The sequence below is a fragment of the Massiliimicrobium timonense genome, from assembly GCF_042850985.1.
GTDB lineage: Bacteria > Bacillota_I > Bacilli_A > Erysipelotrichales > Coprobacillaceae > Allocoprobacillus.
Genome location: NZ_AP031415.1, coordinates 1238705 through 1256995, shown reverse-complemented (window position 1 = coordinate 1256995; position 18291 = coordinate 1238705). Strand labels below are relative to the sequence as shown.

Here is an 18291-nt window from a genome sequence, read left to right as displayed (position 1 = left end):
CTTTTTAAAATTCAATAAATTCTTTGACTTCATTAGATTTTTTCCCTTGAATACTAGTAATAGATTGATGAATACTTTCTTCATCTATAGATACATCTTCATTATACTGAGAATAAGTATATTCAGTTTTATAAATGTTATCTGGTTGCTTATTTGTTTCCTTATCCAAAATCATGACAACCTGTGAAACAATTTGAGCATCACTATTGACCGTAATATCTTGAACGAGAACTCCCGGTTTTTCTTCTACGCCCACCATCTCAATATTAGCCATATAGGTTGTCGACGATTCCAAATGATAAACAACATTATTATCGTTATTACTTTGTTTGCTAACAGTCAAATCATCAAAATCATCTGTAAAAAATTTTTTGTTCGTATTTTCCGATGTTCTATAAAAAGTATCTTGATGAGCAAATTGACCTTTATAGACTATACCAATTTCTTGATATTTTTCTCCCAATAATGTCTTTTGATCAGCGTCAATACCTTTGTATTGTGTAAAAGCATAAATTTGATTTTCTTTTTTCCACAATTGTGTCTGACCTTTTCCCATTTCCTGATTATCTACTGATGTATCCGTACTCAAACGTAATACTGATGTCGTATTTTGATTAAGATAATCTATGAGTGCTAAAATTTCTTCTTTTTCGTTTGTTGCCTCTTTGATAACTTCCTCATATTTTGTAGAAGTCGATGTTTCTTTTGGGTGATCTTGTAAAGAAGATTGACAACCTGTGATAACTACAGCAAATAAGATACATAATAATATTTTTGTGATCTTCATTGTTTTCCCTCCCTTGTATTTATTCTATCTTTTTATATCTTATCAAACAATATGGACTACATAATTATCATTATTTTTAACATTTTTAGCAAACAAAAAAGGTTAGAGCTTTCACCCTAACCAATAATCATTAAATCTTTTGGATAATGATTTAAAACTTCACAGCCATCTTCTGTCACTAAAACCAAATCTTCAATTCTGACACCAAATTCACCTTGAATATAAATACCCGGTTCAATTGAGAAAATCATTCCCGGTTCTACAGGCATATCAAATGATGCTGAAACATCACCATATTCATGAACATCTCTACCAATAAAATGTCCTAAACGATGATTAAAGTTTGGTCCATAACCTGCTTCACTAATGATATCTCTGGCCGTCTTATCAATATCACATAGTCTGACACCCGGTTTAATCATAGCTTCAGCTACTTCATTTGCTTTTTTGACTAATTCATAGACTTCTCTTTGTTTATCAGAAACTTCTTTATAAAAGACTGTTCTTGTCATATCACTGCAATATCCTTGATACAGTCCACCCATGTCAATAACAATGCTGTCACCTGGTTTTAATGTTGAATCATCACAACCATGATGTCCATCAGCACCATTGGCACCATATCCAACAATAGGTTCAAAAGAATTACCGCTGCATCCTAATGACTGGAAAATACCATCCAGTTGCTTAGCAACTTGTTTTTCAGTTAAATTTCCTTGAGCACATAGTTGAATGACTTGATCAATTGCCTGATCATTGAGTAAACTTGATTGACGCATCAAGTCAATTTCTTCTTCATCTTTATGCATACGAACATAATCTACACAGATTGAGCCTAATTCAAAACAACATTCTTCATTTGCCAGCTCCATAACTCTCATCAAGAATCTGGCTTCCCAGTTTTTATCGATACCTACACAATGAGCCTCTTTTAAGACTTCAGCAATTTTTGCTGGACCATCTTCTGTATCATCATACCAAATAATATTTAAATCCAGTTCTTGATCTAAATAAAATAAACGATTTAAAAATAAAGTGTGATGTCCATCTAATGATAAAACCAGTGCATACATTCTTTCTCCGGGATGATTGTCATAACCGATCAAATAATTGATAGAGCTAGGATCACTGATAATCAGATGATCCATTCCTCTTTCTCCCATTTGTTTTAAGACATTATTCACTCTTGTTAGATTCATATTCTTTCACTCCTATTCCTAATTCTTCTAATTGCGCATCAGCAACAGGTGTTGGTGCTTTTGACATTGGGCAAGTCGCACTCGTATTTTTAGGGAAAGCAATAACATCTCTTAATGAATCACATCCACATAATAACATGGCGATACGATCTAATCCTAAAGCAAATCCTCCATGTGGTGGTGTTCCATATTGTAATCCTTCCACAAACCATCCAAATTGAGCATCAATTTGTTCTTGTGTAAATCCTAATGCTTTAAATGCTCTTTCTTGAACATTTTGATCATAAATTCTTTGTGATCCTCCACCTAATTCATAACCATTTAAAACAATATCATAAGCATCTGCCAGACAATGTTCTGGATCTGTTTCTAACTTATCCAAATCTTCATCTTTTGGTTTGGTAAATGGATGATGTTTCGCATAATATCTTTGTGTTTCATCATCATATTCAAACATTGGAAAATCAACAACCCATAAGAAATCAAAAGTATTTGGATCATATAATTTCAATTCTTTTCCTAAATAGTTACGAATAGCCGCTAATGAATCACAGACAACTTCATATTTTGCATCTCCTACAAACAATAATAAATCACCTGCATGAGCATTCATCGCTGTTAATAATCTTTCTAATTGTTCTTCATTAAAGAATTTCGCAATCGGTCCTTGAACACCTTCATCATTGACTTTAAGCCACGCTAAACCTTTTGCTTTATATGTTTTTGCCAGTTCCGTTAACTGATCAATCTTTTTACGTGAAAAATTCGCTGCTTCACCAACAACATTGATTCCTTTGACATGTCCCCCAGCTTCTAAAGCATTTTTAAATACTGCAAAATCAACATCTTTGACAGTTTCATTCAAATTCACAAGTTCCAATCCAAAACGTGTATCAGGTTTATCAATTCCATATCTTTCCATCGCTTCATACCATGTGAAACGTCTTAAAGGCAATTCAATATCAATTCCTTTAACATCTTTCATTAATTTCTTAATCATGCCTTCACCAATTTCAAGAATCTGATCAGTTGACATAAAGCTCATTTCTACGTCAACTTGAGTAAATTCAATCTGACGATCTGCACGTAAGTCTTCATCTCTAAAACAACGTGCAATCTGATAATACCTTTCAAATCCAGCAACCATCAATAATTGTTTAAATAATTGAGGTGATTGTGGTAAAGCATAGAATGATCCTTTATGAACACGTGATGGAACTAAGAAATCTCTGGCTCCTTCAGGTGTGGAACGATTTAAATAAGGTGTTTCAATATCCACAAAATCTAAGTTATCTAAATACTCACGGATACTTCTGGTAATCTGATGTCTTGTCATGATATTTTTTTGCATAACTGGACGTCTTAAATCCAAATAACGATATTGCATTCTTGTTTCTTCTAAAGCATCTGTTTCATCCCCAATAATCATTGGAGTTAATTTGGCTGTATTAATAATTGAAAAATCAGAAGCTTGAATTTCAATATCACCTGTAGGAATTTTAGGATTTTTTGATGCTCTTTCAATGACTGTTCCTTGAACAGATAAAATATATTCATTTTTGACTTCTTTTAATCTTTCTTCAAAAGACTCATCAAAAATCACTTGAGTAATCCCATAACGATCTCTTAAATCAATAAAAACCAATGCTCCCAGATTTCTTTTTTTAGCAACCCAACCAATCAATTCGACTTGTTGACCAACATTTTCGATTCTTAATTCCCCATTGTTATGTGTTCTATTCATGATCATGATCTCCTTCATAATGATTTTCAATAAATTCAACAATATTTTCTAGTGGAACTTCCACTTGTTCTTTAGAATGATTACATTTCATATTCACGACTTCTTTTTTGACTTCTTCTTCCCCAATAATCATAGAAAAATGAGCATGATAACGATCAGCTGATTTAAACTGTCCTTTTAAACCACGATCACATTGATCCATATCACAAGTAAATCCATTAGCACGAAGCATTGTGATAATCTGCATTGCTAAATCTTTAGCCTCACTACCTAAAGGCATAATATAGACATCTAATCCTTCATCTTCCTGTGGTTCATCACCCAATGCAATCATCAATCTTTCCATTCCAAAAGCAAAACCTACACCAGGTGTCTGTGGTCCACCTAATTCTTCAACAAGTCCATTATAGCGACCACCCCCGCCAACTGTCGAACCAGCTCCTAATTTTGGATCATCAGAAATAATTTCAAAGACAGTATGTGAATAATAATCTAATCCTCTCACTAAGTTAGGATCAACAACGTAATCAATTTCCAAATCATCCAATAAAGCACAAACTTTATCAAAATGTGCTTTTGCACTCTCACTTAAATAATCAATAGTTTGAGGTGCTGTTTTCATCATTGGATGATCTTTATCCACTTTGCAATCTAAAATACGTAATGGATTTTTTTCATAACGCACCTGACAATCATGACATAACTCATTTAAAACAGGTTGAAAATGATTTTGTAAAGCTTCACGATAAGCATCACGTGATTCCTGATCACCTAAAGAATTGATATGTAACTGAATATTTTTAAGTCCCAATGCTTCAACAACAGTCACTGCCATCAACATACATTCCACATCAACATAAGGTGATTCTACCCCTAACATTTCTACACCAAATTGATGGAATTGTCTTTGTCTACCATTTTGTGGTCTTTCATAACGAAACATTGGACCCATATAATAAATCTTCTGTAATTTTTCTGGTAATCCATATAATTTATTTTCAACATAAGCTCTTACAATTCCTGCTGTTCCTTCAGGTCTTAATGTCATTGAACGCCCTTTTTTATCCTCAAATGTATACATCTCTTTAGAAACAACATCTGTTGTATCTCCCACTGCACGATTAAATAATTCCGTATGTTCAAAAATAGGTGTTCTCATCTCTTTTACATTATAATTGGCACAGATTGTTCTTAATAACTGTTCCAACTCCTGCCACTTTCCAGATTGAGCAGGTAAAATATCTACTGTTCCTCTTGGTGCTTTATATGCCATTTTTATTCCTCCTTATAAATAAAAAAACGCCCATCTAAGGACGTTATAACGCGGTACCACCTTAGTTCATACAAAAAGTATGCCCTCTCTGTCTTAACGCGACTGACGGTTATTTTCATAACTTCCTCCAAAGTGTCCCACAGCTTCCTCTATCTGTTTTCACCACCCACAGACTCTCTACCAGATTATCACTATTTAATCTTCTTCAACGGATTGACATCATTATAAAAGATTCATCATGAAAAATCAAGTTCAATCCTGATTTTCATTCAACTTTGTTTCAATATCACTTTGCCATTGTTGTAAATATTCATTGGCTTTTTGAATATCCTGCTGATAAAGTAAAGATAAAGTCAACATATGATTTCTTTGATCATGTCTTATTTTTGATAAAACATCATTTCTTTTTCTTTGTTCCTGCATCAACAATTCAATCTTTTGATTTTGATATTCTACTGTCTTGAGATACTTCTGATGTTCAAAACCTTGATCAATCATACGAAAAATCAGATAAAAAATAAAAATAACCATGCCATAAATTACTATATTCAAAACAAGACTTTCAAAACTACCTAAAATAGACAATAAAAAATATTCAATAAAAAAGAATACAACTGTCTTGTTATCAAAAAATATCACATTCATTTTTTGATAAAGAAGACAAGAAAAATAATAAATCAAAGCTAAAGAGATGATTTTATAAAACAATGAACTGATAAATAATTGTTGATCATCCAAGAAAAGAGAAGCTAGATATAAATACATATCTTCAAATCCTATACGAATAATACCCGTTAATAGAATAAGCATTTGAAAAATAAAAGCACTTTTAAAATGTGCATCCATCAATCGTTGCATATAAAGCTGACGCAGACCATAAATCAATAAAAGAGCAATCAGTCCTAAAAGAGAAATCGTGAGTTCTTTTTCACCATAATAATAACTCATGTATGTTCCAACAAATGAAATCATCGTATATGGCAAATGAAAAAGAAGCGAAAGAATAAACATTTTAGAAAATGAATAACGATGAGTAAAAAGATTTTTTGTATAATAGACAAGACAAAATGAAAACACAAACCACATCACACATGAATAACCCATAATCATTGACTTTCACCTTCATATAAGAAAATTGTCACGTCAAACCATCCATTATCTTGTTTTAATGTGATATCTCCATGATATGCTGCCACAATATCACGAATAATTTTTAAACCATATCCATGTCCCTGCTTCTTTTCAATCATTTGTTTTGGATCATAACTATTTTCTATTTGAATTCTTAAACAATGATATTTTTCTTTTATATGAAGTTTTATAAAAGGTCGTTGACATAATTTTGTCGCATTGATCGCATTATCAATCAAATTAAACATTAAAGAAGATAAATCAATATCAGATAAAAAAGTTTTTGAAGAAACATGAATATCACTTTCTACTATAATATCTTGATTCTCTGGTAAATTCAGTTTATAGGATAATATGGTATTCATTATCATATTTTGTGAGTATTCATTTTGGTATTGATTAATGGTTGCTTCTAAGCCTTCTAAATGTAATGAATGTGATTGTTTTGTATCGATATTTTTAAGCTGTTGGGATAATTGTTGATAATAGTGTATCTTTATGTCTTGAATGGTTGCATGTGATAATTGTTTTTCCTGCCAGAGTTCCTGTTGAATATGATAATAAAAGCGTTGATATAACTGTTGATAGTATTGTCCCAATAAATAAACAATCATTAAAAAAACAACACCAAAAAAGACACTGATAAAAGAAAATATAAAAGTATAAAAACTAGGATGATAAGTTTGATAAGAGTAGTCTAAAATATATGTAAAAAAATAACTTATAGATAAAGCCAGAAAACAGACAAAACACATAAAGATAAAGTATCTGTTTATTTTTTTATTTTTAAATAAAATGACTCTTTTCATAAAAAAATCCTTTCTTTCAAGAGATGATGATACTTGCGACTCACAGGAATCTCTTTTCCATTGATTAACTCAATAGAGGTTCTTTTCATAGACAAGATATACTTTTCATTGACAATATAGCTTTCATGTACTCTTAAAAAATGATGATTCAACCTTAACATTAAATCTGACAATTTTTCATGACTCGTATAAATATGGCCTTGATGATCTTCAATATAAGTAATTCTTAATTTTCTTTCTAAATATAAAATATGCGTCTGTTGTAAATAAAGGTTTTTATTTTTAGTATGAAGCATCAATTTTCTAGAAGCATAATAATCTAATATTTTTTCAACGAGAAGATCAATCTTTTGGGAAAAATCTTTCTTTTCAATATAGTAAAAAACAGAAGAATTAAAAATATCTTTATAATAATCATCATATTGTGATATATAGACAATTTGGATTTCTGGATGTTTTTGATATAATTTTCTTGCAAAATCAAGAGTTGTTCCCTGTTGTGTACAAATATCCAAAAATAAAATATCAAATGTCATCATCTCTTGATATAAAAGAGCCTCTAAATCATGTTCATCATTGAATGATGTTATTTCAAAAATAATTTGTGATTTTTTTAAAGCATTGGATAAAATTTGTAAAATATAGTCTAATTGTTCTTTTTGATCATCAAAAATTCCTATTTTCAACATACCCTCTCACCTAATGAACTATTCTACTGATTTTTTCATTACATATCAATTTAATGACATATTTGACAAATTTCATGTTATTTTTAGTATATGAGCATAAAAAATAGGAATCAAGATTTTCACTTCTTGATTCCTATCCATTATTTTTAAAGAAGAAATATTATCTTCAATGTGATTCATTTATATTCATTTTTATAAATAACGATGACACTCTATTATCTATTAACTTATCTATATTTCTATGAATCAAAAACTATATCTATATAGATAATCTCATGAATAATGTTTCCATATTTTCGATAAAGCCATATCACAATGCCTTTTTTACTTATTGCTTATTTTTACAAACAATCAACTTTCTCATTCACTCATTATGATGACACTTTATTATATCATGAACTTTTTTGATGAAGACCTATCATTACCAGGTCTAACGTATGTTAGGGGGTAGAAGATCTCTTTCTAAACGATACTCTTTTGGAAGAAGGAGATTTTCCATGAATCTAGGTCCTAAATATAAAGTTTTGATTTTTCTAGTTTCTTTCATCTTTAAGACCTCCTTTCATTTCCTTTCCTTTTCTTCGTCTATATCATAACACATTTTTTATAAAATTGAAAGCCTTTTCATTTTCATATTATGAAAAAATCATTTTCAATTTATCTTCTTTTTATCACTGCTTTTTTGATTTTAAAAAATCATAAATAGATACATCTATTTATGATTGAAAAAGTTAGTGAATAACTCTTGAAATACTATAAACACCTTGTATTTTATTTAAATTATCAATTGTCAATTGTAGAAGTTCAGCATTCTCTACAGAAAGTTTTAATTGAATTTGTGCTTCTGTATCAACGACACCGGCATTAATATTTAAAATATTAACCTTAACCTGTCCTAATACAGTAATAATATCATTCAATAAATTAGGACGATCTAAACCTCTAATATCAATATCAACTTCAAAACGCTTTTGCATAATATTTGTATAATCCCAATAAACATCAATCAGACGTCCTTTTTCTACACCTTTTAGGTTAGGACAATCTGCACGATGAACTTTGATTCCTTGTCCTTTTGACACATACCCAATAATCTCATCACCGGGAATAGGATTACAACATTTCGATAATTGAACCTTTAATCCATCCACACCTTTGACACTAATACCTAAACTGCTGCTTTTCTTTTGATTCTTTAAAGCATTATTGTTTTTCTTTAAAATCTTTGAAAGATTATCAAAGAAACCAGTTTTTGATGGTAAGACTTTATCTATGAGCGTAGCAGCTGTAGCCTGTTTTTTCCCAATCACTAACATTAAATCATCAAAATTTCTAGCTCCAAAAGAACCAAAATATGATTTATAAGTTTCTGGATCAAGAAATTTCTTTTCATCTAAATTACGTTTACGAATTTCTTCTTTTAAAAGCTTCTTTCCTTCTTCTATCGCCTCTTTTTGTGTTTCTGCATCTTTTTTAGAAATATATTGTCTAATTTTATTTCTCGCTCCGGCTGTTCTGACAAATTTTAACCAGTCTTCACTCGGTCCAGAATTTTTATTCGTTTTGATTTCACAGACATCACCTGTTTTCAGTTTGGTATTGATAGGGACCATGACATTATTAACGATTGCCCCTACCGCATGGTGACCGACTTCGGTATGAATACGATAGGCAAAATCAATCGGCGTTGCCCCATTAGGAAGTTCTACAATTTTTCCTTGTGGTGTCATAACATAGACATTGGCTTCAAAGATATCACGTTTTAATGAATCATAATATTCTTTAGCGTCACCATCTTTAATTTCATCACTTAAAGTAATAAAATCGCCCAACCATTGTAATTTATCAACAATATCTTTTTGTTCCTGTCTTGATGAATAATCTTTTCCTTCTTTATATCGCCAATGAGAAGCCACTCCACGTTCTGCCAGTTCGTCCATTTCTTCAGTACGAATCTGTATTTCAAAAATATGTCCATCCTCACCGATAACAGCTGTGTGCAAAGATTGATACATATTAGGCTTAGGCATAGCAATATAATCTTTAAAACGACCCGGTAAAGGACGAAAATGATCATGAATAATACCTAAGACTTCATAACATTTCATTTTATCTTTTAAGATAATACGTAAAGCATTTAAATCATAAAGTTCATCAAAACGTTTATGTTTAATAACCATTTTTTTATAAATACTATAAATATGTTTTGCTCTACCTTTAATACGATAATCAATATGATTTTCATCCAGTAATTTTTCTACGGATTTCATCATTTTTTCAACAGATTCTTTTCTTTCACTACGTTTTTGTTCTAAGAGCTCAGAGATTTCAAGATAAGCTTTTGGATCTAAATAATGCAAACAAAGGTCTTCCAGTTCAATACGAATATCATTAATACCTAAACGATGTGCAATTGGTGCATAAACTTCCAATGTTTCCCTAGAAATTCGCTGTTGTTTAGCTGGAGGCATATACTGTAATGTACGCATATTATGCAAACGATCTGCCAATTTAATCAAGATTACGCGTATATCTTTTGCCATCGCAATATAAATCTTACGATGATTTTCAGCATAAACATCAGCTTCATCTTTAAATGGCATTTTATTGATTTTCGTTACACCTTCAACAAGACTGGTAATTTCTTCTCCAAAACGTTCGACCATTTCTTCACGAGGGACATCACAGTCTTCCATGACATCATGTAAAAGTCCTGCCGCAATAGTTGTTGGTCCGGTCTGTAAAGTCGTCAGAATGTATGCTACCCAGATCAAATGAATCGTATAAGGTTCACCACTTTTACGTTTTTGTCCTTCATGTTTTACCATAATATAATCATAAGCTTTTTGAATTAAATCAATACTTTCTTTTTTGGTAATGTAAGTTGAACAACTTTCTAAGACATCATCAAATGTCACTTGATCATGTGCTCCTTTATATTTCATAAATTCTTCCCCCTTTACTATGCAAAAAAAGAGACATCGTCCCTTTTAATACTTTAAGACTGAAAAAACGTCATAATCTTTTAAAAGTTCCCTTCCTTTTAATGCTTCAAGTTCAATTAAAAAAGCAGTTCCTACAACGTTTCCACCCATTTTTTCAATTAGAGTTATAGCCGCCTCAACTGTTCCACCAGTTGCTAATAAATCATCAACAACCAAAACATTTTGTCCAGCTTGAATACTATCACTATGCATTTGAATTTCATTTGAACCATATTCCAAATCATAAGATTGACTAATCACTTCTCGAGGAAGTTTTCCCGGTTTTCTAACAGGAACAAATCCACAATGTAATGCCAAAGCAACAGGACATCCAAATAAAAATCCTCTAGCTTCAGGTCCCACAATGACATCAACCTTTTTATCTTTTGCAAATTCACTGATTAATCGAATAGATTCTTGATATGCATCCTTATTGGCTAAAAGTGGTGTCACATCTCTAAAGATAACACCCGGTTCTGGAAAATCAGGAATATCTGCGATATACTTTTTTAAATCCATAGCTTAAAAGCCCTCCTTATTTGTCTATTATATCAAAATCTCTGCTTTTTATAAAGAGATTATACAATATCTTTAATAATAAAATTTATACTTTTTTGATGACGATATTCATTAATCTGTAATGTCCCAATGACATTCATTGTTTTTATATTTTTTAATTCACCATATAAATCTCCATGTTGAAAATACAACATAGACATCTGACCATGTGGAAATTGACTTTCCATCTTTAAATGTTTTCCTTGCCCCATTTGTTGAACACGAGAAACAGGAACATTCTTTAATATATATAAAGGTTCTTCATTTTTCATACCGAAAGGTTCTAATAATGATAAAGATTCTACACTGGAAAGTACAATATCATTTTCATCAATCTGCAAAACAGATGTTGTTGGTTGAAAATGCCTACCTTGTAAGGAGTCCTTAACACATTGACAAAATGAATCAAAATGAGCCTCATCAACCGTAAATCCTCCAGCTAAAGAATGACCTCCACAAATAACAAACTGATCTTGATGTTCCATAAAAAATTGATGCAAAGAAAAACCTTCTACACTTCTGGCACTGCCTTTATACAAACCTTTGTCTTTATCATGATTCATCACAAAACTTGGTCTTTCATATTCACGTGTATATTTTCCAGCAATCAACCCCATAATGCCTTCATGAATCTCATCACTTGCCCAACAAAGAAAATCATCATTCATCTGCTGCTTGGCAAGTTCATACTGTTGGTTGGTCATTGTCTGTCTTTTGGTATTCAAAGATGTGGCCATTTGAGCCACTTGAACCATAAAATCACGAGGCGCATTTTTTAAGAAGTATTTGACCAGAATATTAGGAGAACAGAGTTCTGGTAAACGACCAAAAGAATTGATCTTAGGTGCAATCACAAATCCAATACCATAAGTTGAATAAGTCTGCTGATTTCCTAACAATAATTCTAATGACAGATATTTTCCTTCTTTCATAAAAGTCAAAGCACGTCTAACCAGTGAACGATTTTCATTGAGTAATGGCATCATATCTGAAATGGTCGTAATTGCTGCCAGACAAAATAAATATTTATCTTGTCGTCCAAGCAATGCACTTGCCAGTTTATATGCAACATAGCCTCCTGATATTTCTTTAAAAGGATAATCTGGTGATAGCTTTGTATGAATAATTGTACAGGCATCTGGTAAATCTTGATCAAATTGATGATGATCTGTAATAATGACATCAATGCCCAGTTCATTGGCTCTTTCAACAGCTTCAAAAGCCTTCACACCATTATCCACAGTAATGATTAAAGTATAACCTTTTTCAGCCATCTGTTCTACACGCCTAACATTCAAGCCATAGCCATCTTCAAAGCGATGAGGAATATGATATCCTACTTTCACTCCCAGCTCTAAAAAAGCTTGCACAAGAATCGTTGTTGCTAAAATACCATCACAATCATAATCTCCATAAATACAGATTTTTTCATGCTGTTCAATCGCTTCATGGATTCTTTCCAATGTCATATCAGCTTCTTCAAACAATGAAAAATCATGATAAATCAAACGTGGATTCATCATTTCTTTCAATGTTTTTTCATCATATTGACGACTTTCAATGACTTTTGCTAATAAAGAATTGATATGATATCGAGCCTGAATCTGTTGATAATGTTGTGGTTCTATGATCTTATATTTCATAACTCACTTCAATCTCCTTCACATATAAAAGCATTATAACACACGTTGATTTGTGATTTCAAATCATTGACATTTTTCATTGTTCATTTTATTTCTTAAATAAAAAAGTCCTACTAACATCACAGAAGTTAGAGGCACTATTTCGCAATAAAATCACTAAAATCATCAATTTTCATCGTCGATGCTTCTTTAATGACTTTCATCTTTAAATAATCAAAAACCTCAGAAAAACGCAAAGACATAATATCATCAATCACATCACACATCGCTTTTGTTTCTACATCTTTCCATTTAATAGAATAAAGATAATCCTTTATATCATAACTATTAATGTCATGAACCCCTTCATTTTTAAATTCATTAGCTTTTATACGAATTAAAAAAAGAATATCTAGTGGCAAGTTATTCTTAATATTGATTTCCATTGACTGCACTTCCTAACATATTTTTTAAATATTTAACATATTTATTATAAAGGAAATTCGACAATAAAGGAAGTATTTTATGAAAAGAAAATTGATTAATTCATTTCTCATCTTAACAGCCAGTACCCTCATCACCAAAGTCTTTTCATTACTCAATCGTATGCTTTTATCACGACTTTTAGATGAAAATGGAATGGCACTTTATATTTTGGTTATTCCAACATTATCTTTATGCATTACCTTAGCCCAGTTTTCCGTTCCATCTGCAGTTTTTCGCTTGATTTCACATCCCAAATACAACAACAAAAAGATTATTATTTCAGCATTATGTATATGTTTTATAACATGTTTATGTATTATGGGCACACTTTTGTGTTTTTCAAAAATAATAGCTGTTTATTTTCTAAAACAAAGTGATGCTTATTTTCCACTTTTATGTATGCTTCCCTTTATTCCTCTGGTAGGAATAAGTGGTATTATCAAAAACTATTATTTAGGAAAAGAAGATGTCTGGAATCTTTCACTTGCTCAATTATTTGAAGAAGTTTCTCGTATTGTTTTTACTTATATTATCATTCAAAAGTTTCATCATCTTCCCATGCCTTATTTAGTCAGCATTGCTATTATTGCTATGAGTATTGGTGAAATCACTTCTATTCTTTTTTTAATGTTACGTTTAAAAAGGAAAGTCAACTGGCATTATCATCCCCTTTCCTATTTTCAAAGTCACTTTCTATTCAAAGATATGATGAATATTGCTTTACCCTTAACAGGATCAAGACTGCTGCATGTTGGCTACAATTTTTTAGAACCCATTCTTCTTGTTTCGATTTTGACAAAACTACATATTGAAGAAACACAAATTCATCTTCAATATGCAATAATAAGTGGTTATGTCATTTCATTACTTGTGACACCTACTTTTTTCAACAATGTGATTTTAAGATTGTTAATCCCTATTTTAAATAAAGATCTCGCCTACAATCGTATTAATGCACTCAAAAAGCATGTTTTCTATAGTCTTATCATTTGCCTTTTCATTAGTCTTCCCTTTACATTGATCTTTTATTTTTATGGCGATGTCTGCCTTCAGATCATGTACAATACAACCAAAGGATATCAGTATCTTCAGTATATGTGTATTCCTTTTACAATTTTTTATTTACAGACACCCTTAAGTGCCACATTACAGGCACTCAATAAAAATAAAGAAATGTTTATGATGAGTACTTTAGAAGTTTTCATTGAACTAGTTTGTCTAATTATTTTAATTCCTCGCTTTCATGTTGCAAGTGTCGCTATCGTCATGTTAATAGGATTATTTTCAACACTTGTTTTTTCATTTTATTTTGTCTATCAATTTGTTTATAAACATAAAAAAAGCCTATAACACAATGGAAATAGGCTTTTGATCAAATTGTCTTAACCAACGTGAAAAAGTCATTAAACCTTCTTTCATGATTTGTTCATCTTGTGTAAATCCAAATCTTAAATGATATCCCACATCAAAGGCACTTCCCGGAACAAAGAAGACACCTGTTTCTTTTTGCAACTTTTCGCAAAAGAGTGTAGAAGGCATATCCACATGGTAATGTAAAAAACAAACTGTTCCATGACGTGGTATAACACATGAAACAAGTGGTTCTTGATCTAACCATCGTTGGAGAATGTCTTTATTTTTCTGACAAATAGTTAAACTACGTTTTAAAATCTGATCTTTATTTTCTAAAATCAGACAAGCTAAATAATCATCTAAAGGTCCACTACTGATAATATGATAGTCACGACGATAATTAATCAAATCAATCACTTCTTGAGGGCCTTTAATCCAACCTAGTCTTAATCCGGCAAAAGAAAATACTTTTGACAAACTTTGTGTGACTATCGCCTGATCATAGTAATCACTGAATGAAGGATACAAACCACAAGCTTTTGTATCAACCCCTCGATAAATTTCATCACACAAAATATAGCAATGACGTTTCTTAGCTAAATCAATGATTTCTTTCATTAAAGGCAAAGGAATTGTTGTTCCAGTTGGATTGTTAGGTGAGTTTAAACAAATCATTTTGGTGTTATCTTGTATGCATGATTGAAAATCCTCAATAGTTGGTAACCACTCGTTTTCTTCTTTTAAGGTAATCAAAGAAACTTCGCAGCCTAGTGATAAAGGAAAATCATACATTTGCTGATATGTAGGAAATAAACTGATGACATGATCTCCCGCTTCCAGCAAACTCATCATGACCAATTCATTAGCATTGATGGCCCCATGAGTAATAGTGATATGACTTTCATCACCCGTTTCATATAACGATAAAATCGCTTTTTTTAAACGCTGAGAGCCTACAATAGGTCCATAATCCATTTTCATAGACATGATCTGATCACTGATATTTTCTGATACAAATTGTTGAAGTTCTGATAAAGTTAAGGATGACACACATGTTTCTGTCAAATTATATTGACAGTCATTTTCATGATCAGTCATCCATGTTTCTACTTTAAATTCGTTAATTTTCATTAGTGCATAACCTTATTTAAAAAATCTTGTGCTCTTTGTGTTTTAGGATGCTTAAAGAATTCTTCAGCATTATTTTCTTCAACAATTTTTCCATCTTCCAAAAAGATCACACGATTGGCAACCGTACGTGCAAATCCCATTTCATGTGTCACAACAACCATTGTCATTCCTTCATTGGCTAATTCCTGCATAACTTCCAAAACTTCAATAACCATTTCTGGGTCTAAAGCACTTGTTGGCTCATCAAACAACATAATTTCTGGACTCATGCATAGACTTCTGGCTATTGCAACTCTTTGTTTTTGTCCACCTGATAATTTATTTGGATATTCATCTTTTTTATCAAGAAGACCCACTCTTTCCAAGTATTGACAAGCTATTTGTTCTGCTTCTTCTTTGCTTTTTTTCATCACTTGAATAGGGGCTAAAGTCAAATTTTCTAAAACTGTCATATTAGGAAAAAGATTAAAATGTTGAAAAACAAATCCCATTAATCCTCTTAATTTTTTATAATTTTCACTATCTTTTTCATCAAGTAATTGATCATTAACATAGATATGACCACTTTCTGGTTTTTCTAATCCATTAATACATCTTAGCACTGTACTTTTTCCAGAACCAGAAGGACCAATCAAGCAAACGATTTCCCCTTTTTTAATTTCTAAGGAAACATCATTAACAGCCTTTAAATCATTAAATTGTTTTACAATATTCTCTACTTTAATCACTAACTGCCAACTTCCTTTCTATTTTCTTTGCTATATATGAAATCGTCAAAGTCATAACAAGATAATAAACTCCTGCCAAACAATAAGGTGACATAAATTCATAATATTGATTTCCTAATACTTTAGCAGAATTTAATAATTCAACAAGACCTATAATACTGACTAATGATGAATCCTTAATCAAGGTAATAAATTCACTAATCAAAGGTGGCACGATTCTTTTAAATGCCTGTGGTAAAATAACAAGACGCATTGTTTGCCATCTTGATAATCCTAAAGTTTCACAGGCTTCCCATTGTCCTTTATCAATACCGTTAATACCACTTCTGATTAATTCTGTTGTATATGCCCCACTATTAATACTCATGGCAACAACACCAATGAGAAAATAATTCATTCTAAAAACTTCACCAGTAATCTGCGTAACAATAATAGGAACAACATTAAAAATCAGCATGATTTGTAAAAGCATCGGTGTTCCACGAATAACTTCTACATATATATTTCCTAATATTCTTAATAATCTATTCTTTGATATCTTTGCTGAAGCTCCTAGAATACCAAAAATTAATCCAATAAAAAGGGATAGACCTGCCATACTTAATGACACCATTGCCCCCTTAAATAGATATATCAAATTGTCTATAGTGAGTATGTCCCAAAAAGCTGTAAACATATTCTATCCCCTTTCTCATCTATTCTTCTAATTGTTTTAAACCGTATTTTTCACATAATTGTGTATAATCATCACTTGCTAAAAACTGATCTAAAGCTTTGTTCACCAAATTAATCATATCTTCATTTCCTTCTTTAGCAATAATATAATTCTTTTCATCTAACAAAGATTCTTCTAACATTACAAAGCCTTGTTCTTTGACATAATTTTGAGCAACTGCCAAGTCTACAACAACAGCATCATATTGATGACTTGTTAAAGCACTAAAAATTTCTTGCACATTAGAAACAGAAACAACTTTCGCATTTTTAATTGACTTCGCAGCATCTTCACCTGTTGCTCCACTTTGTGCAGCAATGACTTTTCCTTCAAGATCAGCAACTGTCTTAATATCAGAATCTTTATTCACAACAGCAACTTGAGCTGTAGCAGTATATGGTTTAGACCATTCAACTTTTCTGTCTTCATCATAAGTAAATCCAGAAACACCTAAATCCATTTGACCACTTTGTACTTGAGAAACAATATTTTCAAATGACATTTGATGCCATGTAAATTTATATTCTGTTTGGTCATCATTTAAATAACTTGGAAATAAAGCTACCATATCTGGATCAAATCCTACAATATTTCCATCAGTATCTAAAGATTCATATGGTGCATAGTCTGGAGATACTGCAACATGAATTTCTTTTACTTCTTTTCCTGAACTTGCTTGTGTATCAGTTGTTTCTTTTTCATTTCCCCCACAAGCTGTTACTGTTAATGCCATAGCGGCTACTAATAATCCTTTAAATAATTTTTTCATTTTCTTTCCCTCATCTTTCCTCTATTTTTATTTTTTATCCATTTTTTTGTTAATGTCACCGTAAAATCAACCTCATCATAAAATCCCCCTTTTTTCATAAAAAAACGTCTCTTAGTTCAACTAAGAGACGAAATTATCGCGGTACCACTCTTTTTGATATATCAAAGATATATCCACCTCTATCCTTAAAGCAGATTCACTCAATACCCTACTCCATTCAAGTATCGTTCTCCAAAGTGCGGTTCATTTAAACGCCTATACTGATCTCACACCAACATCAGTTCGCTTTATATTTGTTTAAACTACTCTCTTT

The 18291-nt window shown here is 31.4% G+C and carries 16 protein-coding genes and 2 other annotated features (1 of these 18 running past the window's edge); of the genes, 1 reads left to right on the top strand and 15 read right to left on the bottom strand.

Annotation, left to right across the window (positions count from 1 at the left end; translation table 11 throughout):
• Window positions 1–4: 4 nt before the first annotated feature.
• The 11 genes from ACGHJ8_RS06565 to ACGHJ8_RS06515 all read right to left on the bottom strand — a co-directional run bounded on the left by ACGHJ8_RS06565 (window position 5) and on the right by ACGHJ8_RS06515 (window position 13242).
• Window positions 5–787 (bottom strand): hypothetical protein, encoded by a 783-nt coding sequence (locus ACGHJ8_RS06565; RefSeq protein WP_390542321.1) that lies wholly within the window; start codon window positions 785–787, stop codon window positions 5–7.
• A gap of 116 nt (window positions 788–903) precedes the next feature.
• Window positions 904–1986, bottom strand: coding sequence for a M24 family metallopeptidase (locus tag ACGHJ8_RS06560; protein WP_390542319.1), 1083 nt, complete (start codon window positions 1984–1986; stop codon window positions 904–906).
• Window positions 1964–3730 carry an aspartate--tRNA ligase gene (gene aspS / locus ACGHJ8_RS06555; RefSeq protein ID WP_390542317.1) on the bottom strand — a complete coding sequence of 589 codons (1767 nt, stop codon included), beginning with the start codon at window positions 3728–3730 and terminating at the stop codon, window positions 1964–1966. Before aspS ends, ACGHJ8_RS06560 begins: the two co-directional genes overlap by 23 nt.
• Window positions 3723–5003 carry a histidine--tRNA ligase gene (gene hisS / locus ACGHJ8_RS06550; protein ID WP_390542315.1) on the bottom strand — a complete coding sequence of 427 codons (1281 nt, stop codon included), beginning with the start codon at window positions 5001–5003 and terminating at the stop codon, window positions 3723–3725. Before hisS ends, aspS begins: the two co-directional genes overlap by 8 nt.
• A 33-nt stretch (window positions 5004–5036) precedes the next feature.
• Window positions 5037–5221, bottom strand: a binding site (T-box leader).
• 34 nt (window positions 5222–5255) lie between these two features.
• Window positions 5256–6113: a hypothetical protein gene (locus ACGHJ8_RS06545; RefSeq protein WP_390542313.1), complete on the bottom strand. Its 858-nt coding sequence runs from the start codon at window positions 6111–6113 to the stop codon at window positions 5256–5258.
• Complete coding sequence (locus ACGHJ8_RS06540) at window positions 6110–6943, bottom strand: ATP-binding protein (protein WP_390542311.1); 834 nt, start codon at window positions 6941–6943, stop codon at window positions 6110–6112. Before ACGHJ8_RS06540 ends, ACGHJ8_RS06545 begins: the two co-directional genes overlap by 4 nt.
• Window positions 6940–7632 carry a LytTR family DNA-binding domain-containing protein gene (locus ACGHJ8_RS06535; protein ID WP_211964778.1) on the bottom strand — a complete coding sequence of 231 codons (693 nt, stop codon included), beginning with the start codon at window positions 7630–7632 and terminating at the stop codon, window positions 6940–6942. The genes ACGHJ8_RS06540 and ACGHJ8_RS06535 overlap by 4 nt, the downstream gene beginning before the upstream one ends.
• Before the next feature lie 731 nt (window positions 7633–8363).
• Entirely contained in the window at window positions 8364–10577 is a 2214-nt protein-coding gene (locus ACGHJ8_RS06530; protein WP_205089099.1) for a bifunctional (p)ppGpp synthetase/guanosine-3',5'-bis(diphosphate) 3'-pyrophosphohydrolase, read from the bottom strand.
• A 45-nt stretch (window positions 10578–10622) separates the two neighbouring features.
• Entirely contained in the window at window positions 10623–11135 is a 513-nt protein-coding gene (locus tag ACGHJ8_RS06525) for an adenine phosphoribosyltransferase (RefSeq protein ID WP_087357876.1), read from the bottom strand.
• Between the two features lie 59 nt (window positions 11136–11194).
• Window positions 11195–12817, bottom strand: coding sequence for a single-stranded-DNA-specific exonuclease RecJ (gene recJ, locus ACGHJ8_RS06520; protein WP_087357877.1), 1623 nt, complete (start codon window positions 12815–12817; stop codon window positions 11195–11197).
• A gap of 137 nt (window positions 12818–12954) precedes the next feature.
• The gene (locus ACGHJ8_RS06515; RefSeq protein WP_087357878.1) at window positions 12955–13242 is read right to left on the bottom strand and encodes a post-transcriptional regulator; all 288 of its coding nucleotides are present in this window, start codon (window positions 13240–13242) and stop codon (window positions 12955–12957) included.
• Between the two features lie 79 nt (window positions 13243–13321).
• Between ACGHJ8_RS06515 and ACGHJ8_RS06510 the strand changes: the two genes are divergently transcribed.
• Window positions 13322–14632, top strand: a complete 1311-nt coding sequence (locus ACGHJ8_RS06510) for an oligosaccharide flippase family protein (protein ID WP_390542308.1) — start codon at window positions 13322–13324, stop codon at window positions 14630–14632.
• Here ACGHJ8_RS06510 and ACGHJ8_RS06505 read toward each other — a convergent pair.
• Genes ACGHJ8_RS06505 through ACGHJ8_RS06490 form a run of 4 tightly spaced genes read right to left on the bottom strand, consistent with a single transcriptional unit; the run spans window position 14627 to window position 17978 of the window.
• The gene (locus ACGHJ8_RS06505) at window positions 14627–15766 is read right to left on the bottom strand and encodes an aminotransferase class I/II-fold pyridoxal phosphate-dependent enzyme (protein ID WP_390542306.1); all 1140 of its coding nucleotides are present in this window, start codon (window positions 15764–15766) and stop codon (window positions 14627–14629) included. The two genes, ACGHJ8_RS06510 and ACGHJ8_RS06505, sit on opposite strands and share 6 nt — an antisense overlap.
• Window positions 15766–16494, bottom strand: a complete 729-nt coding sequence (locus tag ACGHJ8_RS06500; protein WP_087357881.1) for an amino acid ABC transporter ATP-binding protein — start codon at window positions 16492–16494, stop codon at window positions 15766–15768. The genes ACGHJ8_RS06505 and ACGHJ8_RS06500 overlap by 1 nt, the downstream gene beginning before the upstream one ends.
• On the bottom strand, window positions 16487–17170 hold the full coding sequence (locus ACGHJ8_RS06495; RefSeq protein ID WP_087357882.1) for an amino acid ABC transporter permease: 684 nt from the start codon (window positions 17168–17170) through the stop codon (window positions 16487–16489). Before ACGHJ8_RS06495 ends, ACGHJ8_RS06500 begins: the two co-directional genes overlap by 8 nt.
• 19 nt (window positions 17171–17189) lie before the next feature.
• Window positions 17190–17978, bottom strand: a complete 789-nt coding sequence (locus ACGHJ8_RS06490) for a transporter substrate-binding domain-containing protein (protein WP_390542303.1) — start codon at window positions 17976–17978, stop codon at window positions 17190–17192.
• Window positions 17979–18098: 120 nt separating this feature from the next.
• Window positions 18099–18291 (bottom strand) — a binding site (T-box leader) (it continues 14 nt past the right edge of the window).